The following is an 18,601-nucleotide window of genomic DNA, read 5'->3' as shown; positions in this document are numbered from 1 at the left end:
ATTTATGCGGACAATCAGCGCTTTTGCCAACGGGAGTCTTGCATGTCGGTATCGGAAACCCGCTGGGATATTTTTTGCACCGTGGTCGACAACTATGGCGACATCGGCGTGACCTGGCGTCTGGCCCGGCAACTGGTGGCCGAGCATGGCATGACTGTGCGCCTGTGGGTCGATGACTTGCGCGCCTTCGAGCGTATCTGCCCCGAGATCGATATCCATGTTGCGCAGCAATCGCAGCAGGGGGTCGAGGTGCGGCACTGGCCGAGTGACTGGCCGCAGACGGCCGCGGCGGACGTGGTGATCGCCGCTTTCGCTTGCCAGTTGCCACCCGCTTATATGGACGCCATGGCCGAGCGGCAACAACCGCCGCTGTGGATGAACCTCGATTACCTCAGCGCCGAAGACTGGGTAAGCGGTTGTCACGGCTTGCCCTCGGTGAAGTACAAATCGGTGCAGAAGTTTTTCTTCTTTCCGGGGTTTCAGCCAGGCACTGGCGGGTTGCTACGTGAACGGGGCTTGCTAGAGCGGCGTCGTGCGTTTCAGGCCGACGACGGGGCGCAGCGACAATTCCTGCTGGGGCTGGGGGTTGATCGTGCACCGGATGCACAATTGATCTCCTTGTTTGCCTACGAAAATGCCGGGCTTGCCAGTTGGCTGGACGTGCTGGCTGCCGACGCTGTGCCAACCCACCTGCTGGTGCCGGAAGGGCGGATTCTCGGCGACGTCGCGCGCTGGCTCGGAGTCGATTCGCTGGCCGCCGGCGACTTCAACGTACGGCAGGCGCTGACGGTGCAAGTGTTGCCGTTCGTCCGCCAGGATCAATACGATCAGTTGCTGTGGTGCTGCGACTTCAATGCGGTGCGCGGGGAAGATTCATTTGTCCGGGCACAGTGGGCCGGGCGCCCGATGCTCTGGCACATCTACCAGCAGGACGAAGACATCCATCTGGACAAGCTCGACGCCTTCCTTGCGCTGTACACGAAAGGTCTTTCGCCGGCGGCGGCCGAGGCGATGAACGGTCTGTGGCGAGCCTGGAGTGCCGGGCAACCGATCGGCGAGCACTGGCTAGAGGCCCGTAAACATTGGCCGCAGCTGCAGGAAAACGCCGAGCAATGGTGTCTGGAACAAGGCTTGCAGGCGGATCTTGCCACGGCGCTGGTACAGTTTTACCTAAATTGGATATGATACGCGGCCTAGATTTTTGTAAATCCCATCCAAATTCGGATATTCGCAATGAAAACTGGTAAAGAACTCAAACCCGGTACCGTGATCCGTATCGACAACGATCCTTGGCTGGTTCAGAAAGCTGAATTCACCAAATCGGGCCGTAACAGCGCGATCATGAAGACCAAGCTGAAGAACCTGCTGACCGGTTACAAGACCGAAACCGTTTACGGTGCGGACGACAAGCTGGACGACGTGATCCTGGATCGTAAAGAAGCCACCCTGTCTTTCATCAGCGGTGACACCTACACGTTCATGGACACCACTGACTACACCATGTACGAGCTGAACGCCGAAGACATCGAAAGCGTTCTGCCTTTCGTTGAAGAAGGCATGACCGACGTTTGCGAAGCCGTGTTCTTCGAAGAGCGTCTGGTTTCCGTAGAGCTGCCGACCACCATCGTGCGCGTAGTTGACTACACCGAAGGTTCGGCTCGCGGCGACACTTCCGGCAAAGTCATGAAGCCAGCCAAGCTGAGCAACGGTACTGAGCTGCAGGTTGCTGATTTCATCGAAATCGGTGACAAGATCGAGATCGACACCCGCGAAGGCGGTTCCTACAAAGGCCGTGCCAAATAAGCACGGCTTTTCGCGGAAAGAAAAAGCCCGGCCATTGAGCCGGGCTTTTTTGTGCCTGCGATTTCACCTTCAACACCGGCCCCGTGGGAGCGAGCCTGCTCGCGAAGGCGTCCTGGCAGTTAACACTTCGCTGGATGACACACCGCATTCGCGAGCAAGCCCGCTCCCACAGGGGAGGGGCTTGATCTTTAAACGGTGGTGTGCAGGCGCACATCGACGTTGCCGCGGGTCGCATTGGAGTACGGGCAGACCTGATGCGCCGCCTCGACCAGGCTCTGCGCATCCGCTTGTTCCAGACCCGGCAGGCTGATGTGCAGGTCGATGTCCAGACCGAAACCGCCAGGGATCTGACCAATACCGACATGGGCGGTGATCGAGGCGTCGTCGGGGATTTTACGTTTGGTCTGGCTGGCCACGAATTTCAGTGCACCGATGAAGCAGGCCGAGTAGCCAGCCGCGAACAGTTGCTCCGGGTTGGTCGCTGCGCCGCCGGCACCGCCGAGTTCTTTCGGAGTGGCGAGTTTGACATCGAGGATGTTGTCGCTGGAGATCGCACGACCGTCACGGCCGCCAGTGGAGGTTGCGATTGCAGTGTAGAGAGTTTGCATGGTGTGGGCCTCGTTGGGTGTATTTTGTTGCGCTAATTGTTTGCGCGCTAAGTAAGTGCGAGATGAATGTAGCTCGCTAATGTTTAGTGCGCAAGATAATTTATTGAGGAAAATCGGGATATGCCACCAAGCGCGGTGGTGCGGCCGGCTGGAAGGTTTGTTCTAGAGCGGCTTAAGGCGAATCAAAGCCAGCAAAATAATTTTCGCAGCGTCAATATTTTCAGATCAGCAGGAGGTTCCTGTGGGAGCGAGCCTGCTCGCGAAAGCGGTGCGTCAGTCAGCGAAGGTGTGGGCTGGAAGAACGCCTTCGCGAGCAGGCTCGCTCCCACAAAGGGAAATCAGGTGGACTCGGTCAGGCTGTCTTGCAGGTGGCTGCGCAGGGCTTGCAGCTCCGACTGCAGGTGTTGCAGGCGCTCGACGGTAAAGCCGCTGGCGCCCAGGATGCATTGCGGAACGCGCTTGGCCTGGTCACGAAGGGCCCGGCCCTGTGCGGTCAATTCGACGATCACCACCCGCTCATCCTCGCGACTGCGCGTACGGCTGAGCAGGCCTTCGCCTTCCAGGCGCTTGAGCAACGGCGTCAATGACCCCGGATCGGTCAGCAACCGCGCGCTGATTTCACCCACGGTCAAACCGTCTTTTTCCCACAGCACCATCATCGCCAGATATTGCGGATAGGTCAGGCCCAGCGCTTGCAGCAGCGGCTTGTAGACCTTGGTCATCATCAGCGAAGTGGAATGCAGGGCGAAGCAGGCCTGGTTATCCAGCAGCAGTTGATCGCAGTTGTCGGTGATGTCGCGTTCGGTGGTCATGGCAAAGCCTGGTTCGATGAAGGGTTTGAATCTAGCGCGCGAATGTTTAAGGCGCCAGATAATTATCCCGAATCTAGTGCCGGCCCAGTTCTCGTTGCAGCGCCAGATCCCACGGTGGTACCGGGCTGAAGCGAGTCTTCAGGTATTCGAGGAGCAAGCGGCTGCGCGAGTGGGTCTGCTGTTCCATGCGCAGTGCATAAATGCCGGTGGTCTCCGGTTGTGGCAGACCGTTCTCGCAGAACAGCGGCAATAGCTCGCCACGCAGCAGGTACTCACTGGCCAGCCAGGTCGGCAAATGCGCGATGCCCAGCCCGGCCAGTGCACCGCACACCAGCGCCTCGGCATTGTTGGCGCTCATGCGGATACGCGAGGGGCGATGCAACTGCATCTGCCCGTCCTGTTCGAAGCGCCAGGCGAAGGGCGGGGCAAGGCCTTCCCAATCCAGTCCGTCATGTTCACTCAACTGACCGGGATGGCTCGGCGCACCGCGCCGCTTGAGGTAGTCGGGGCTGGCGCAAGCAATGCGCACCATGCTGGCCAGCGGGGTAGCGACCAGCCGCGTATCGGCCATTTGCCCGGCACGCAAGACCAGGTCGACCTTGCCCAGGTTCGAGCCGTGCATGTCGATGAAGCTGTCGATCAGGTGTAATTGCACGTCGAGGCCCGGGTACAACACCAGAAAGTCGGCAATCACTGGCGCCAGATGGCGGCGACCGAACGCAGCTGGGGCATCAATGCGGATCAAGCCTTCCGGCGCACTGCTCAACGACACCGCTTCGGCCCGGGCCAGTTGCAGTTCGCTGACGATGCGCCGTGCCCGTTCGGCAAACGCCAGCCCGGCCGGTGTAGCCCGCACGGCGTGGGTGCTGCGGATGAACAACTGGCTGCCGACTGCACTTTCCAGGCTGTCGATGCGCCGCGCCACGGCGGAAGGCGTCAATGGATGACGACGGGAAGCCGCAGAAAAACTGCCGCTTTCCAACACGTCGAGAAACAGCCCGAGCTGGTCGGTCAATTGATTGGGGTTCATGAGTGTTCAGTGCTTGTGCAAAGTTGGCATAGCCATTGTGCGTTGCTGTGCGTTTCCCCGCCAGCCTCGACTGCGTAGGATGAATCGCCTGACGGATGAGGGAATCGCTGTGCTCGAGTTTTTGTTGTACCTGCTGTTTGGCGCCGCCCTTGGCACATTGGGCGGCATATTCGGCATCGGCGGTGGGCTGATCGCGATTCCGCTGCTGGGTGTCTGGTTCGGTCTCGATCAGCAGATCGCCCAAGGCACGGCGCTGGTGATGGTCGTGCCCAACGTGATGCTGGCGCTGTGGCGCTATCACCAGCGCAATCGCATCGAACTGCGCCATGCACTGCCGTTGGCGCTCATGGGCTTCTGTTTTGCCTGGATCGGTTCGATCTGGGCGGTGGGCATCGATGCACAAACCATGCGCATCGGCTTTGTCGCTTTCCTCGTGGTGCTCTCGGCGTACAACTTGCTGAAGATGTTCGGCAAGCAACCGTCTGCCACTTCCGAGATGCGTTATTCCTGGCCGTGGCTCGGCGTGCTAGGCGCGGCGTCCGGAACCATGGGCGGACTGTTTGGTGTCGGCGGGGCCGTGGTGGCGACGCCAGTGCTGACCAGCCTGTTCGGCACCACCCAAGTGGTTGCTCAGGGCCTGTCGCTGGCTCTGGCGTTGCCGAGCACCGGCGTGACGCTGGTGACGTACGCGGTGCATCACGAGGTGGACTGGATGATCGGCCTGCCGCTGGCCGCCGGCGGTCTGGCGAGCATCAGTTGGGGCGTGAAAGTGGCCCACGCCATGCCGGAAAGGCTGCTGCGCGGGCTGTTCTGCGGTTTTCTGGTGCTGTGTGCGGTAATGCTCGCCCTTAAAGTTTGAAGCCTTCGACGATGTGCTCGGCCAGGCATTCGGTGATCGGCGACGGATTGTTCAGGTTGCGGATCAGCATGATGCTGGCTTCGGGCAGCAGCGGCAGATCTTCGGCAGCGCCGAGAATGCGCATGTCGGGGGTGATCAGGCTTTCCAGTTGCGCAGTGATCGCCAGACCCGCGCTCACCACCGCCATCAGCGCCGACAGGCTGGTGCTGTTATAGGCGATGCGGTAATCACGGCCCATTGCGTCCAGCGCATTGCAGGCCCACAAGCGGCAAAAACAATCACTGTTGAACATCGCCAGCGGCAGCGGCGTCTGCTCGTGAGCGCTGAAGTTTTGCGCCTCGGCCCAGACGAAACGCTCCTTGCGTAGCAACTGACCAATCTCGTTGCCCGGCTCACGCGTGACGATCGACAAGTCGAGGTCAGTGCGCTGCAACAACTGCTTGCTGGATTCGCAGTGCACTTCAATCTGGATCAGCGGATAGAACTGGGCAAACCGCGACAGGATCCCCGGCAGAAATCGCATCACGTAATCATCCGGCGTACCGATGCGCACGGTGCCGACCATGTGCGGTTCGCGCAGGGTGTTGAACACCTCGCTGTGCAACTTGAGGATGCGCCGCGCATACCCGAGCAGCACTTGGCCCTCAGCGGTCAGTCGTACCTGACGGCCGTCACGCTCGAACAACTGGCGCTGCAGCACGTCTTCTTCCAGACGCTTCATCTGCATGCTCACTGCCGATTGCGTGCGGTTGACCATTTCGCCGGCGCGGGTAAAACCGCCCTGGTCAGCAATCGCGACGAAGGTGCGCAGGACATCGGTATCGATACTGGGGTAGGCCGACAATTGATGAATCTCCGTGATGAATGCCATCAGAAACATTCGTTGGATTGATCTTAGCGCCAGCGCGAGACTTGAGCCATCCACAAGGAGGGCAACACGATGAAAGGTCAAAGAGAGTATGTAGACGAAACAAAATTTTCCGGCCACGGCCATATCGTTTCCGACCTGCTGCACAAGTTTAGCCGCTGGTATGAACTACACCGCGAACGCGAGTTGCTCGCCAGTCTGAGCGACGAAGCACTGAAGGACATCGGGGTCAGCCGTGCCGACGTTGAGCACGAGGCCATCCGGCCGTTCTGGGACGATCCGATGCATAAATGATCAGGGCCTTACTACACAAACCACTTTCAAGTGAGGTAGGTTGCGAGCAGACAAGGAGATGTTCATGCCCGCGACTCTGGCCTTTTCCCTCAAACAGGCGCGACGTCTGGCGCTGGCTGCCCAAGGGTTCAACGGGCGCCAGCCGCCGACCGTCAAGGCGCCGCAGCTCAACCGGTTGATCGAACGGCTGGGCCTGCTGCAGATCGACTCCGTCAATGCCGTGGTGCGCTCGCACTACCTGCCGCTGTTTTCCCGTCTGGGTGCCTATTCCTCTGATTTGCTCGACCAGGCTGCCTGGAGTTCGGGGCGACGTCGCACGTTGTTCGAATACTGGGGCCATGAAGCGTCATTGTTGCCGCTGTCGATGTATCCGTTACTCGGCTGGCGCATGCAGCGCGCCAGGCGTGGTGAAGACATCTATCAACAATTGGCCAGGTTCGGGCGTGAGCAGCAGGAGACGATTCGCCGGGTGCTGGCATCTGTCGAAGAGCAAGGCGCACTGGGCGCCGGCAGTCTGTCGACCCGCGAAGACAAGGCCGGGCCGTGGTGGGACTGGAGCGCGGAGAAGCATGCACTGGAATGGTTGTTTGCTGCCGGTGAAGTGACTGTGGCCGGCCGCCGGGGGTTTGAGCGTTTGTATGATTTGCCGGAGCGGGTCATCCCGGCGCCGGTTCTGCAGCAGCCGCTGCCGGATGAAGCCGAAGCCCAGCGCGGTTTGCTGCTGCATGCGGCCCAGGCGTTGGGTGTCGGCACTGAAAAAGACCTGCGCGATTACTTTCGCCTGAATCCGGGAGATGCTCGACCGCGACTGGCGGAACTGGTCGAGGACGGGCAATTGCAGACCTGCGAAGTTGCCGGTTGGCGACAGATCGCCTATTGCCTGCCGGAACCGAAAGTGCCGCGCAAAGTTGTCGCCAGTGCGCTGTTGTCGCCGTTCGACTCGTTGATCTGGGAGCGCAGTCGCACCGAGCGTTTGTTCGATTTCCGCTATCGACTGGAGATCTACACGCCGCAGGACAAGCGGGTCTACGGCTATTACGTATTGCCGTTCTTGCACAACGAGCGGATTGCCGCACGGGTCGATCTACGCGCCGAACGGGCGTCGGGACGCCTGGCGGTGCACGCGGTGCACGAGGAGGAACCGGGGCTGGGAGATGAGGGGATGCTGGCGCTGGCCTTGAATTTGCGGCGGATGGCCGATTGGCTGGGGCTTGAGCGGGTGCAACTGAATTGTCAGCGAGAGAGTGCGGGGCGGTTGCGGGTGGCATTGGCGCAGATTGGCTGTGACTGAGCTGGCCTCTTCGCGAGCAGGCTCGCTCCCACAGGGCACTTGTGAACGACACAGATCCAATGTGGGAGGAGGAGCCGGGACTGGGAGATGAGGGGATGCCGGCGCTGGCCTTGAATTTGCGGCGGATGGCCGATTGGCCGGGGCTTGAGCTGGCCTCTTCGCGAGCAGGGGACTTGTGAACGACACAGATCCAATGTGGGAGCGGGCTTGCTCGCGAAGGCGGCCGGTCAGACGCTAGATACCTGACGGATTCAGCGCCGAACCTGCTTCAGGGTTTCCGCGATCAAAAACGCCAGCTCCAGCGACTGATCGGCATTCATCCGCGGATCGCAGTGAGTGTGATAACGGTCCGACAACCCGTCTTCAGTAATCGGTCGCGCCCCCCCGATGCACTCGGTGACATTCTGTCCGGTCATCTCGATGTGAATCCCGCCGGCATAAGTGCCTTCGGCTTCGTGCACCTGGAAGAACTGCTTCACTTCGCCAAGGATCTGCGCGAAGTCGCGGGTCTTGTAGCCGCTGCTGGCCTTGATGGTGTTGCCGTGCATCGGGTCCGAGCTCCACAGCACCTGTTTGCCTTCACGCTGCACCGCGCGCAGGAGTGCCGGCAGGTGATCGCCGACCTTGTTCGCGCCCATCCGCGCGATCAGGTTCAGGCGCCCGGGGTCGTTGTCCGGATTGAGCACGTCGATCAGACGGATCAGGTCGTCCGGGTTCATGCTCGGGCCGACTTTTACGCCAATCGGGTTGTTCACCCCGCGCAGGAATTCGACGTGGGCGCCGTCGAGCTGACGGGTGCGGTCACCGATCCACAGCATGTGCGCCGAGCAGTCGTAGTAATCGTTGGTCAGGCTGTCGCGGCGCACGAAGGCTTCTTCGTAGTTCAGCAGCAGCGCTTCGTGGGCGGTGAAGAAACTGGTTTCGCGCAGTTGCGGCGAGCTGTCCATGCCGCAGGCGCGCATGAACGCCAGGGTTTCATCGATGCGGTCGGCGAGGTGGCTGTATTTCTCGGCCAGTGCCGAGTTGGCGATGAAATCGAGGTTCCACTTGTGGACCTGATGCAGGTCGGCAAAACCGCCCTGGGCGAAGGCGCGCAGCAGATTGAGGGTGGCGGTGGACTGGTGATACGACTGCAGCAGACGCTCAGGATCCGGCACGCGGCTTTTTTCGTCGAAACCGATGCCGTTGACGATGTCGCCACGGTAGGCCGGCAGGGTTACGCCATCGATGGTTTCATCGTTGGCCGAGCGCGGCTTGGCGAATTGGCCGGCCATGCGCCCGACCTTGACCACCGGGCAACCGGCGGCAAAGGTCATGACGATCGCCATCTGCAGCAACACTTTGAACGTATCGCGAATCTTCGCTGCCGAGAACTCGGCGAAGCTTTCCGCACAATCGCCGCCCTGCAGCAGGAACGCCCGGCCCTGAGTCACTTCGGCAAACTGTCGGCGCAGCTCCCGCGCTTCGCCGGCAAACACCAGTGGCGGGTAGCTGGCGAGGGTCTGCTCGACCTGGCGCAGATGCGCAGCGTCGGGGTATTGGGGTTGTTGCTGGATCGGCAGGGCGCGCCAGCTGTCAGGGCTCCACGGTTGGCTCATCACGGTCTCTAATTGGTTCTACGCACGGGAAGCCCATGGTAGCAGCAATTAGTGCGTGACCTGCTCCCGCCCCATCACCGACAATCGCCGCTTTGCCACGGCGCCTGAGCGGTGCCATCGCGTCACCGCGCCCGGTGACCATCAGGAGACGAAATGACTGAGGAGCGCGTCGAGCTGTTGCTCGCCGAGGTACAGGATGAGTTCGGCGTGATTCGCGTGCTGGAAGTGGCCGATTACCGCTTTCTGGAGTTCGGCGATGCCATCGAGCAGAGCTGCGTGTTTACCGCCGATCCGAGCTGGCTGGAGTACGACTACACCCGGGCAATGCTGATTGGCGCGTTGTGCCACGAACAACCGGAGAGCGCGCTGTTTCTCGGCCTCGGTGCCGGCACGCTGACTCAGGCCTGCCTCAAGTTCCTGCCGCTGGAAGACGTCGAAGCCATCGAACTGCGCCCGGATGTACCGCGCCTGGCCATCGAATACCTCGGGCTGGATGATGACCCGCGCCTCTACATTCGTGTCGGCGATGCGCTGGAACTGCTGCCGACGGCCGAGCCTGCGGATCTGATCTTTGTCGACCTGTATACCGATGTCGGCCCGGGTGTCGGGCATCTGGCCTGGAGTTTTCTCGGTGACTGTCAGAAGCGCCTGAATCCGGGCGGCTGGCTGGTGATCAACCAGTGGGCCACCGATGACGGCAAACCACTGGGTGCGGCGCTGTTGCGCGGTCTTTATCACCGGCACTACTGGGAGCTGCCGGTGAAGGAGGGCAATGTGATTCTGATTGTGCCGGCCGACCTCGATCAGGCGCTGGACATGCAAGCTCTGACGGCCCGGGCTGAAGCGCTGGCGCCACAGTTGGGGTATTCGTTGCAGTCGCTGATCAAGGCGATTCGCCCGGCGACTTGAGTCGTCAGTGATGGCCCTTTCGCGAGCAGGCTCGCTCCCACTTTGGAATGTATTCCCCCTGTGGGAGTGAGCCTGCTCGCGATGGCGCCCTGACAGGCGCCATGATTTTCAGATCCCTTTGAAAATCCCCGGCCGCCGCTCAACCAGCGAACGCACCCCCTCCTTGGCATCCTCACTGCCGAGCAACTTCTTCACCAGCGCCGGCAACCCTTGCGCCGCCGCCGTCTCGCCTTCATAGCGTGCCTGCCGCGCCGACATCAGCGTCGCCTGCACGCCCAGCGGGGCCTGTCGGGCAATGCGCTCGGCCAGTTCGATCGCTCGGGGCAACAGGTCCTCACTGGCCATCACTTCCTGCACCAGTCCCAGGCGCAGCGCATCATGCGCATCGAACTCATCACCGGTCAGCAGCCAGCGCATGGCATTGCCCCAGCCGGCCACTTGATGAAAGCGTAAGGTCGCGCCACCAAAAGGAAAAATCCCACGCTGCACTTCCATTTGCGCGAAGCGGGTATTGCTTGCGCACAGGTTGATATCCGCCGCGAGCATCAACTCGATTCCGATGGTCAGGCAGTAACCCTGCGCGGCGACAATCACCGGTTTGCTGACCCGTGGCCCAACGAAAACGCCCCACGGATCGCAACCGCCGGTCGGAACCTGCCAGCCTTCGGCGAGCGCAGCACTCGCGTTCAACAAATCCAGACCGGCGGTAAAGTGCTCGCCATGCCCGAACACCACGGCCACCCGCGCTTCGCTGTTGGCCTCGAATTCACCGTAGGCCAGGCTCAGCGCATTGAGCAGGTCGAGGTCGAACGCATTGCGTTTGGCGGCCCGATCCAGGCCGATCAGGTGGACATGACCACGACGTTCACGGCTGACGCGGCCGGGGCAGGGCTGATTCATGGGTAAATCCTCGGGCGGGAAGGGCGGGTGCAGCGACGGTATGCCGCACATCGATGAATCGTTTAAGCGTCATCACCCGCAGGGCCGGGCCTTTGCAAAATAGACCTTCGCACGATTATCCGCAAAACCCCATTACACAGCGGTGACACACGGATTCAGGCGATAAAAAAAGCTCCCTTTTTTGGCAAATTCCGGTATAGTGCGCGCCGGCCTTTAACCGGGCCGCGTTTAGGTAGCGCAATTCCCCGAAGTCAGCTTCGGCTGCACGTCCGCACTGCGGGCTCTTCCTTGACGATTCTTTTTCATTCATACGTTTTCGCAAATCCCCGCCGACAAAGCTGCCAGGGCGACTCTTGAGTCTCAACACGGCATGTGCAGCTTTGGAGCATGGGTCTTTGCGGATGCACTTAGAGGCAGACCCATGACCCAGGAAATCGGCGGCTTCGCCGCTCTTGAACTTCATCCCAATATTGTCGCTGCAGTAGTCGCTACCGGCTATGAAGAGCCTTCGGCCATTCAGCAGCAGTCGATCCCGATCATCCTCGCCGGTCACGATATGATTGGTCAGGCGCAAACCGGTACCGGTAAAACCGCTGCCTTTGCCCTGCCTATCCTGCACCGCATTGATCCGTCCAAGCGCGAGCCGCAAGCTCTGATCCTGGCCCCAACTCGTGAGTTGGCGCTACAAGTTGCAACCGCTTTCGAAACCTACGCCAAGCAAATGCCGGGCGTAACTGTTGTGGCTGTCTACGGCGGCGCGCCGATGGGCCCACAATTGAAAGCAATCCGTAATGGCGCACAGATCGTTGTCGCCACTCCGGGCCGTCTGTGCGACCACCTGCGTCGCGACGAAAAAGTCCTCGCTACCGTGAACCACCTGGTTCTGGACGAAGCAGACGAAATGCTCAAACTGGGCTTCATGGACGACCTGGAAGTTATCTTCAAGGCCATGCCGGAAACCCGTCAGACCGTATTGTTCTCGGCAACCCTGCCGCAATCGATCCGTGCCATCGCCGAGCGTCACCTGCGCGATCCAAAGCACGTGAAGATCCAGAGCAAGACCCAGACCGTTACCGCGATCGAACAGGCTCACCTGTTGGTTCACGCTGACCAGAAGACCTCTGCCGTTCTCAGCTTGCTGGAAGTGGAAGATTTCGACGCTCTGATCATGTTCGTGCGCACCAAGCAAGCGACCCTGGATCTGGCCAGCGCCCTCGACGCCAAAGGCTACAAAGCCGCAGCGTTGAACGGCGACATCGCCCAGAACCAGCGTGAGCGCGTGATCGACTCGCTGAAAGATGGCCGTCTGGACATCGTTGTGGCGACCGACGTGGCTGCCCGTGGTCTGGACGTTCCGCGCATCACCCACGTATTCAACGTGGACATGCCGTACGACCCAGAGTCCTACGTGCACCGTATCGGCCGTACCGGCCGTGCCGGTCGCGAAGGCCGCGCGCTGTTGCTGGTGACTCCACGTGAGCGCCGCATGCTGCAGGTAATCGAGCGTGTAACCGGTCAGAAAGTTGCCGAAGTGCGTCTGCCGGACGCTCAGGCTGTTCTCGATGCACGCATCAAGAAACTGACCAACAGCCTGTCGCCGCTGGTCGCTGATGCCGAGTCGACTCACGGTGAGCTGCTCGATCGTCTGACTGCAGACATCGGCTGCACTCCGCGTGCTCTGGCTGCTGCTCTGCTGCGCAAGGCTACCAACGGTCAAGCGTTGAACCTGGCTGCGATCGAGAAGGAACGTCCACTGGTGCCGAACAACGCACCGCGTGGCGACCGTCCTGAGCGTTCCGGCGATCGTCCGGATCGTGGTGACCGCGAGCGTCGTGCGCCAATGCCTTTGGGCGAAGGTCGTGCCCGTTGCCGTACCGCGCTGGGTGCGCGTGACGGTATCGCCGCCAAGAACCTGCTGGGCGCCATCCTCAATGAAGGTGGTCTGGCCCGCGAAGCGATCGGTCGCATCCAGGTGCGTGACAGCTTCAGCCTCGTCGAGCTGCCGGAAGATGGTCTGGACAAACTCCTGACCAAGCTGAAGGACACCCGTGTCGCTGGCAAGCAGCTGAAACTGCGTCGCTACCGCGAAGATTGATCCGCCCTTGGGCTGATTGATCGAACATAAAAAATCCCCGACTGGTTCGGGGATTTTTTATGCCTGCCTTTTGGGTTGCCACACCAGCCTGTACGCGAGCCTGCTCGCGAAGGCGTCAGCCGAAGCGATAAATGTCCATACCCAGCGCCCCCATGGTGAACCCTTGGTGCGCCACGCTGAACTCACCCCCGGCACCGCGGGCAAAATACAACGGCAACAAATGCTCGTCACTCGGATGGCTGCGCACCGCGTTCGGCGCCTGCTGACGGTAGTCGTGCAGTGCCGTCTCATCGTCAGCGGCAAGCTTGTCGATGATCCAGTCGCGAAAGTCCCTGGCCCACGGCTCGACGCTGTCCGGGCCGGCGTGCCAGTCCAGTTCACGCAGATTGTGTGTGATGCTGCCAGAGCCAATCAGCAAAATGCCCTGATCGCGCAGGCCCGCCAGCGCTTGCCCCACGCGGGTTTGCAGCGCCGGGCCGCCGCGACTCGGCAGCGAAACCTGCACCACCGGGATATCCGCTTGCGGATACATCAGCGACAGTGGCACCCACACACCGTGATCGAACGGGCGTTGCGGATCGAGACGTGCTGGCAGATGCGCGGCCTGCAGCAATTGGGCGACCTCGGTCGCCAGTTGCGGGTCGCCCGGTGCCGGGTACTGCACGTCGAACAGGGCGCGCGGGAAGCCACCGAAGTCATGCCAGGTTTCCGGCTGCGCGTGGCTGCTGACCAGCAGTTCGTGGCTCTCCCAGTGTGCGGAGACGATCACGATGGCTTTCGGTCGGGGCAGCTCGGCCGCCAGGCGCTTCAGGGCCGGGCCGCTGGCGCCTGGCTCCAGAGCAAGCATGGGTGAGCCATGGGAAATAAACAGGCTGGGAAACATGATGGGTTCCTGAGCGGTAGGATGGCCTCATCTTCAGTCAGATCATTGATCTAAATCTAATATAAGTTTTAACGCCTTTTGATCGAATTTATTGGAGGGATGCATGCAGCCTGAGTTTTGGCACAAGAAGTGGGAGTCCAATCAGATCGGCTTTCATTTGCCTGAGGTAAACCCGTATTTGCAGCGTCACTGGCCGCAACTGGCCCTCCAGGCACAGGTGCGGGTGTTGGTGCCGTTGTGCGGGAAAAGTCTGGATCTGGCATGGCTGGCTGGGCGCGGTCATCAGGTGCTAGGGATCGAATTATCGGAAAGGGCTATTGAGGACTTCTTCAGTGAGCATCAGATAGCGCCGCAGATCAGCGAAAAGGGCGCGTTCAAGGTCTATCGTGGTGACGGTATTGAGTTGTGGTGTGGCGATTTCTTCGCATTGACCGCAGGCGACGTGGCAGATTGCGCGGCGCTGTATGATCGGGCCGCGCTGATTGCCTTGCCGCCGGCGATGCGTGAGCGCTATGCGACGCATCTGCAGCAGATCCTGCCGCAGGCGGTGCAAGGGTTGCTGATCACGCTGGATTACGATCAGGCGCAGATGCCCGGGCCGCCGTTTGCGGTGGGTGATGATGAGGTGCAGCGCTTGCTGGGACATGCGTGGCAGGTGCAGATGCTTGAAGAGCAGGATGTGCTGGGGGAGAGCTGGAAGTTCCTGCAGGCGGGAGTGACGCGGCTGGAGGAGCGGGTTTACCGCATCACTGGCCGGTAGTTTTTTGTCGGTATTAACGGCCTCTTCGCGAGCAAGCCCGCTCCCACAGGGGGGGCGGGTGTTCTCGGCATCTCCAGTACATAAAAATCACTGTGGGAGGGGGCTTGCTCCCGAAGGGGCCAGAACGGGTGTCTGGCAGGTGCAGATGCTTGAAGAGCAGGTGGGAGTGAGGCGGCTGTTTACCGCATCACTGGCCGGTAGTTTTTTGTCGGCATTAATGGCCTCTTCGCGAGCAAGCCCGCTCCCACAGGGGGATCGCGGGTGTTCTCGGCATCTTGAAGACACAAAAACATTGTGGGAGGGGGCTTGCTCCCGAAGGGGCCAGAACGGGTGTCTGGCAGGTGCAGATGCTTGAAGAGCAGGTGGGAGTGAGGCGGCTGTTTACCGCATCACTGGCCGGTAGTTTTTTGTCGGCATTAACGACCTCTTCGCGAGCAAGCCCGCTCCCACAGGGGGATCGCGGGTGTTCTCGGCATCTTGAATACACAAAAACATTGTGGGAGGGGGCTTGCTCCCGAAGGGGCCAGAACGGGTGTCTGGCAGGTGCAGATGCTTGAAGAGCAGGTGGGAGTGAGGCGGCTGTTTACCGCATCACTGGCCGGTAGTTTTTTGTCGGTATTAATGGCCTCTTCGTGAGCAAGCCCACTCCCACAGGGGGATCGCGGGCGTTCTTGGCATCTTGAATACACAAAAATCACTGTGGGAGGGGGCTTGCTCCCGAAGAGGCCAGGATAGGCGCCGCATAATCCAGAGCATAAAAAAGGCCCGCGTCGCTGCGGGCCTTTTCTTTACTGCGCCAAACCGATCAACCGCGACGACGCAGGGCGTCGATGCGCTCTTCCAGCGGCGGGTGGCTCATGAACATGCGGGCGAAGCCCTGCTTGATGCCACCGTTGATGCCGAAGGCATTCAGGGTGTCGGGCATGTGTACCGGCAGGCCCTGTTCGGCGCGCAGGCGTTGCAGGGCGCCGATCATTGCGTTGGTGCCGGCCAGCCGTGCACCGGCCTCGTCGGCACGGAATTCGCGTTTGCGCGAGAACCACATGACGATGGCGCTGGCGAGAATGCCCAGTACCAATTCGGCGAAGATGGTCGCCACGTAGTAGGCGATACCCTGGCCTTCCTCGTTCTTGAAGATCACCTTGTCGACGAAGTTGCCGATGATCCGCGCAAAGAACATCACGAAGGTGTTCACCACGCCCTGGATCAACGCCAGGGTGACCATGTCACCGTTGGCGACGTGGCCGATTTCATGGGCCAGTACGGCTTTCACTTCGTCCGGCGAAAAGCGCTCGAGCAGGCCCTGGCTGACCGCGACCAGCGCGTCGTTCTTGTTCCAGCCGGTGGCGAAGGCGTTTGCTTCGTAGGCCGGGAAAATACCGACTTCGGGCATCTTGATCCCGGCTTCGCGGGACAGTTGCTCGACGGTTTGCAGCAGCCATTGCTCATGCCGGGTACGTGGCTGGCTGATGATCTGGGTGCTGGTGCTCATCTTCGCCATCCACTTGGAGATGAACAGCGAGAACAGCGAACCGGCGAAACCAAAGACCGCACAGAAAACCAGCAGCTGACTGAGGTTGAGATCAACCCCGTTGGCCGCCATGAACCCGTTGAAGCCGAACAGGCTCAGGGTGATGCTGGCTATCAGCACGACCGCCAGGTTAGTGGCCAAAAACAGCAGGATGCGCATCATGGTTGTAGAAATCTCCTCAAGCTAAAGATGTAGCGTACTGCGGGGTATATAAGGTGCGGCACCGGGTGATTCAACCGAGTGACTATTTCAAACTGTGTCCTACAGCGGAATCCATGGCGGGCAGGTCATTCCCCACGAGCAAAACCGAAAGGACTGACAGACAGCCGCCACCCGCCGCCATTACGTCAGATGCGTGTAAGCCATACGAATCGCAAGTGTAGAAGGCGCAGCGAGGCGGGGAGGGCAGAAGTGTTGCTGAATCAGACAGTGCGCAACGTTCGGCCCGTTGCGCACTGTCTGGTCGTTACTGGCGGTAGGACTTGAGGAAGTTGCCGATGCGCCCGATGGCCATCTCGAGGTCGTCGACACGTGGCAGGGTCACCACGCGGAAGTGATCCGGCCACGGCCAGTTGAACGCTGTACCTTGCACCACCAGCAGCTTCTCGGAGAGCAGCAGGTCCAGCACGAACTTCTCGTCGTTGTGGATCGGGCAGACCTTCGGGTCGATCTTCGGGAACGCGTACAGCGCGCCCATCGGCTTGACGCAGCTGACGCCCGGAATGTCGTTGAGCAACTCCCATGTGCGGTTGCGCTGCTCCAGCAGGCGGCCCTGCGGCAGTACCAGGTCATTGATGCTCTGGTAACCACCGAGGGCGGTCTGGATCGCATGCTGGCTCGGCACGTTGGCACACAGGCGCATGTTCGCCAGCATGTCGATGCCTTCGATGTAGCTCTGGGCATTGTGTTTCGGCCCGGAGATGGCGATCCAGCCGGAGCGGAAGCCGGCGACGCGGTAGGATTTCGACAGACCATTGAAGGTCAGGCATAGCAGGTCCGGGGCCAGCGAGGCGGTGCAGATGTGCACGGCATCGTCGTAGAGGATCTTGTCGTAGATCTCGTCGGAGAACACCACCAGGTTGTGTGCACGGGCGATTTCCAGCATGCCCAGCAGGACTTCCTTCGAATACACCGCACCGGTCGGGTTATTTGGGTTGATGATCACCATGGCCTTGGTGTTCGGGGTGATCTTGGCCTTGATGTCGGCCAGGTCCGGGAACCAGCCGGCACCTTCGTCGCACAGGTAATGCACGGCGTTACCGCCGGCCAGACTCACGGCGGCGGTCCACAGCGGGTAGTCCGGCGCTGGCACCAGAACTTCGTCACCGTTGTTGAGCAGCGCCTGCAACGACATCACGATCAGTTCGGACACGCCGTTGCCCAGGTAGATGTCTTCGATGCCGACACCTTCAACATTTTTTTGCTGGTAGTACTGCATCACCGCTTTACGTGCGCTGAACAGGCCTTTGGAGTCGCTGTAGCCCTGGGCCGTCGGCAAGTTGCGGATCACATCCTGGAGAATTTCGTCCGGCGCTTCGAAACCAAACGGCGCCGGGTTGCCGATGTTCAGCTTGAGGATGCGCTGGCCTTCCTCTTCCAGACGTTTGGCGTGCTTGAGCACCGGGCCGCGAATGTCGTAGCAGACGTTGGCGAGCTTGTTCGATTTGCTGAACTGCATGGCGATGTGATCCCGAAAATGAACGATCCAGACGGCGAATGGACAACCGTGCTGGGATTCCTGCGTCTTCGCACAGGCGGAGTCTTGCGCCGTGGCGCCGAGAATCCGTTTGAATGCGCCCGGTCTGGCTGCCAGACTGGCGTGTGACGAGGCGCAATCATACGTGCCACCCGATCCGTGGAAAAGGTACAGATCGGGCTTTTTCAGCCGCTGAGGTGTGATGATGGAAAAGTTGGAAAAAACCCTGGAAGAATGGCGTGCGATGCTCGACCCGGAGCAATACAACGTTTGCCGACTCAGTGCTACCGAACGGCCGTTCTCCGGCAAATACAACGCCACCAAAACCGATGGCGTCTATCACTGCGTCTGCTGCAATGAAGCGCTGTTCGACTCCAGGACCAAATTCGATTCCGGCTGCGGCTGGCCAAGCTTCTACGCGCCGATCGGCGAGAGCGCCATGACCGAGATTCGCGATACCAGCCACGGCATGATTCGCACCGAGGTCAAGTGCGCTCGCTGCGATGCGCATCTGGGCCACGTATTCCCTGACGGTCCGCCACCGACTGGCCTGCGTTATTGCATCAACTCGGTGTGCCTGAATCTCGAGCCGCGCGAGTAATCGAACGGGCGACCTGCGGGCCGCCTTTCGGATAATTAAATTGCACACAATTTAATTGCTCGC

The 18,601-nt window shown here is 60.5% G+C and carries 18 protein-coding genes; 9 read left to right on the top strand and 9 right to left on the bottom strand.

Going from position 1 to position 18,601, the window contains the following annotated elements; translation table 11 throughout:
- The first annotated feature begins 42 nt into the window (after positions 1-42).
- A complete protein-coding gene (gene earP, locus AC1UK9_RS19620) occupies positions 43-1,185 on the top strand; it encodes an elongation factor P maturation arginine rhamnosyltransferase EarP (RefSeq protein WP_025113140.1) in 1,143 nt (380 codons plus the stop codon).
- A gap of 48 nt (positions 1,186-1,233) precedes the next feature.
- Positions 1,234-1,803 carry an elongation factor P gene (locus AC1UK9_RS19615; RefSeq protein ID WP_025113141.1) on the top strand — a complete coding sequence of 190 codons (570 nt, stop codon included), beginning with the start codon at positions 1,234-1,236 and terminating at the stop codon, positions 1,801-1,803.
- A 188-nt stretch (positions 1,804-1,991) separates the two neighbouring features.
- Here the strand turns inward: AC1UK9_RS19615 and AC1UK9_RS19610 are convergent, their stop codons facing one another.
- From AC1UK9_RS19610 to AC1UK9_RS19600, 3 genes are all read right to left on the bottom strand, one after another.
- Positions 1,992-2,411, bottom strand: a complete 420-nt coding sequence (locus tag AC1UK9_RS19610; RefSeq protein WP_007964807.1) for an organic hydroperoxide resistance protein — start codon at positions 2,409-2,411, stop codon at positions 1,992-1,994.
- Positions 2,412-2,749: 338 nt separating this feature from the next.
- Positions 2,750-3,223: a MarR family winged helix-turn-helix transcriptional regulator gene (locus AC1UK9_RS19605; RefSeq protein WP_473013180.1), complete on the bottom strand. Its 474-nt coding sequence runs from the start codon at positions 3,221-3,223 to the stop codon at positions 2,750-2,752.
- Positions 3,224-3,296: 73 nt separating this feature from the next.
- Positions 3,297-4,253, bottom strand: a complete 957-nt coding sequence (locus AC1UK9_RS19600; RefSeq protein WP_025113143.1) for a LysR family transcriptional regulator — start codon at positions 4,251-4,253, stop codon at positions 3,297-3,299.
- A 109-nt stretch (positions 4,254-4,362) separates the two neighbouring features.
- Between AC1UK9_RS19600 and AC1UK9_RS19595 the strand changes: the two genes are divergently transcribed.
- On the top strand, positions 4,363-5,112 hold the full coding sequence (locus tag AC1UK9_RS19595; protein ID WP_482578326.1) for a sulfite exporter TauE/SafE family protein: 750 nt from the start codon (positions 4,363-4,365) through the stop codon (positions 5,110-5,112).
- Here the strand turns inward: AC1UK9_RS19595 and AC1UK9_RS19590 are convergent.
- Positions 5,102-5,956 carry a LysR substrate-binding domain-containing protein gene (locus AC1UK9_RS19590; protein WP_025113145.1) on the bottom strand — a complete coding sequence of 285 codons (855 nt, stop codon included), beginning with the start codon at positions 5,954-5,956 and terminating at the stop codon, positions 5,102-5,104. The two genes, AC1UK9_RS19595 and AC1UK9_RS19590, sit on opposite strands and share 11 nt — an antisense overlap.
- Before the next feature lie 96 nt (positions 5,957-6,052).
- Here AC1UK9_RS19590 and AC1UK9_RS19585 point away from each other — a divergent pair, with 96 nt between their 5' ends.
- Positions 6,053-6,274 carry a DUF1127 domain-containing protein gene (locus tag AC1UK9_RS19585; RefSeq protein WP_025113146.1) on the top strand — a complete coding sequence of 74 codons (222 nt, stop codon included), beginning with the start codon at positions 6,053-6,055 and terminating at the stop codon, positions 6,272-6,274.
- 64 nt (positions 6,275-6,338) lie between these two features.
- On the top strand, positions 6,339-7,565 hold the full coding sequence (locus AC1UK9_RS19580) for a winged helix-turn-helix domain-containing protein (RefSeq protein ID WP_025113147.1): 1,227 nt from the start codon (positions 6,339-6,341) through the stop codon (positions 7,563-7,565).
- A 251-nt stretch (positions 7,566-7,816) separates the two neighbouring features.
- On the opposite strand, the gene AC1UK9_RS19575 is transcribed toward AC1UK9_RS19580, so the two are convergent.
- On the bottom strand, positions 7,817-9,163 hold the full coding sequence (locus AC1UK9_RS19575; protein ID WP_204895215.1) for a class II 3-deoxy-7-phosphoheptulonate synthase: 1,347 nt from the start codon (positions 9,161-9,163) through the stop codon (positions 7,817-7,819).
- Between the two features lie 153 nt (positions 9,164-9,316).
- Between AC1UK9_RS19575 and AC1UK9_RS19570 the strand changes: the two genes are divergently transcribed.
- Positions 9,317-10,072 carry a spermidine synthase gene (locus tag AC1UK9_RS19570; RefSeq protein ID WP_025113149.1) on the top strand — a complete coding sequence of 252 codons (756 nt, stop codon included), beginning with the start codon at positions 9,317-9,319 and terminating at the stop codon, positions 10,070-10,072.
- A 108-nt stretch (positions 10,073-10,180) separates the two neighbouring features.
- On the opposite strand, the gene AC1UK9_RS19565 is transcribed toward AC1UK9_RS19570, so the two are convergent.
- Positions 10,181-10,972, bottom strand: coding sequence for a crotonase/enoyl-CoA hydratase family protein (locus tag AC1UK9_RS19565; RefSeq protein WP_482578325.1), 792 nt, complete (start codon positions 10,970-10,972; stop codon positions 10,181-10,183).
- 421 nt (positions 10,973-11,393) lie between these two features.
- Between AC1UK9_RS19565 and AC1UK9_RS19560 the strand changes: the two genes are divergently transcribed.
- On the top strand, positions 11,394-13,067 hold the full coding sequence (locus AC1UK9_RS19560) for a DEAD/DEAH box helicase (protein ID WP_007964821.1): 1,674 nt from the start codon (positions 11,394-11,396) through the stop codon (positions 13,065-13,067).
- Between the two features lie 115 nt (positions 13,068-13,182).
- Here AC1UK9_RS19560 and AC1UK9_RS19555 read toward each other — a convergent pair whose 3' ends face one another.
- Positions 13,183-13,950 carry a DODA-type extradiol aromatic ring-opening family dioxygenase gene (locus tag AC1UK9_RS19555; RefSeq protein WP_482578324.1) on the bottom strand — a complete coding sequence of 256 codons (768 nt, stop codon included), beginning with the start codon at positions 13,948-13,950 and terminating at the stop codon, positions 13,183-13,185.
- Positions 13,951-14,053: 103 nt separating this feature from the next.
- Here AC1UK9_RS19555 and AC1UK9_RS19550 point away from each other — a divergent pair, with 103 nt between their 5' ends.
- Complete coding sequence (locus tag AC1UK9_RS19550; RefSeq protein WP_482578323.1) at positions 14,054-14,710, top strand: thiopurine S-methyltransferase; 657 nt, start codon at positions 14,054-14,056, stop codon at positions 14,708-14,710.
- 805 nt (positions 14,711-15,515) lie between these two features.
- Here the strand turns inward: AC1UK9_RS19550 and htpX are convergent.
- Positions 15,516-16,403 carry a protease HtpX gene (gene htpX, locus AC1UK9_RS19545; RefSeq protein WP_007964827.1) on the bottom strand — a complete coding sequence of 296 codons (888 nt, stop codon included), beginning with the start codon at positions 16,401-16,403 and terminating at the stop codon, positions 15,516-15,518.
- Between the two features lie 304 nt (positions 16,404-16,707).
- Positions 16,708-17,919: a pyridoxal phosphate-dependent aminotransferase gene (locus tag AC1UK9_RS19540; RefSeq protein ID WP_025113152.1), complete on the bottom strand. Its 1,212-nt coding sequence runs from the start codon at positions 17,917-17,919 to the stop codon at positions 16,708-16,710.
- Between the two features lie 223 nt (positions 17,920-18,142).
- On the opposite strand from AC1UK9_RS19540, the gene msrB reads away from it, so the two are divergent.
- Positions 18,143-18,538, top strand: a complete 396-nt coding sequence (gene msrB, locus AC1UK9_RS19535) for a peptide-methionine (R)-S-oxide reductase MsrB (protein ID WP_025113153.1) — start codon at positions 18,143-18,145, stop codon at positions 18,536-18,538.
- Positions 18,539-18,601 lie beyond the last annotated feature (63 nt).

The organism is Pseudomonas sp. AK-TSAG1-1 (assembly GCF_056821665.1).
Note: the sequence above shows the minus strand (reverse complement) of the source record. Positions and strands in the feature narration are given on the sequence as shown.

Excerpts from the sequence above, each read along its gene's own strand:
- earP (WP_025113140.1), top strand. The coding sequence starts at position 43 with ATGTCGGTATCGGAAACCCGCTGGGATATTTTTTGCACCGTGGTCGAC.
- AC1UK9_RS19615 (WP_025113141.1), top strand. The coding sequence starts at position 1,234 with ATGAAAACTGGTAAAGAACTCAAACCCGGTACCGTGATCCGTATCGAC.
- AC1UK9_RS19610 (WP_007964807.1), bottom strand. The coding sequence starts at position 2,411 with ATGCAAACTCTCTACACTGCAATCGCAACCTCCACTGGCGGCCGTGAC.
- AC1UK9_RS19605 (WP_473013180.1), bottom strand. The coding sequence starts at position 3,223 with ATGACCACCGAACGCGACATCACCGACAACTGCGATCAACTGCTGCTG.
- AC1UK9_RS19600 (WP_025113143.1), bottom strand. The coding sequence starts at position 4,253 with ATGAACCCCAATCAATTGACCGACCAGCTCGGGCTGTTTCTCGACGTG.
- AC1UK9_RS19585 (WP_025113146.1), top strand. The coding sequence starts at position 6,053 with ATGAAAGGTCAAAGAGAGTATGTAGACGAAACAAAATTTTCCGGCCAC.
- AC1UK9_RS19580 (WP_025113147.1), top strand. The coding sequence starts at position 6,339 with ATGCCCGCGACTCTGGCCTTTTCCCTCAAACAGGCGCGACGTCTGGCG.
- AC1UK9_RS19575 (WP_204895215.1), bottom strand. The coding sequence starts at position 9,163 with ATGAGCCAACCGTGGAGCCCTGACAGCTGGCGCGCCCTGCCGATCCAG.
- AC1UK9_RS19570 (WP_025113149.1), top strand. The coding sequence starts at position 9,317 with ATGACTGAGGAGCGCGTCGAGCTGTTGCTCGCCGAGGTACAGGATGAG.
- AC1UK9_RS19565 (WP_482578325.1), bottom strand. The coding sequence starts at position 10,972 with ATGAATCAGCCCTGCCCCGGCCGCGTCAGCCGTGAACGTCGTGGTCAT.
- AC1UK9_RS19560 (WP_007964821.1), top strand. The coding sequence starts at position 11,394 with ATGACCCAGGAAATCGGCGGCTTCGCCGCTCTTGAACTTCATCCCAAT.
- AC1UK9_RS19555 (WP_482578324.1), bottom strand. The coding sequence starts at position 13,950 with ATGTTTCCCAGCCTGTTTATTTCCCATGGCTCACCCATGCTTGCTCTG.
- AC1UK9_RS19550 (WP_482578323.1), top strand. The coding sequence starts at position 14,054 with ATGCAGCCTGAGTTTTGGCACAAGAAGTGGGAGTCCAATCAGATCGGC.
- htpX (WP_007964827.1), bottom strand. The coding sequence starts at position 16,403 with ATGATGCGCATCCTGCTGTTTTTGGCCACTAACCTGGCGGTCGTGCTG.
- AC1UK9_RS19540 (WP_025113152.1), bottom strand. The coding sequence starts at position 17,919 with ATGCAGTTCAGCAAATCGAACAAGCTCGCCAACGTCTGCTACGACATT.
- msrB (WP_025113153.1), top strand. The coding sequence starts at position 18,143 with ATGGAAAAGTTGGAAAAAACCCTGGAAGAATGGCGTGCGATGCTCGAC.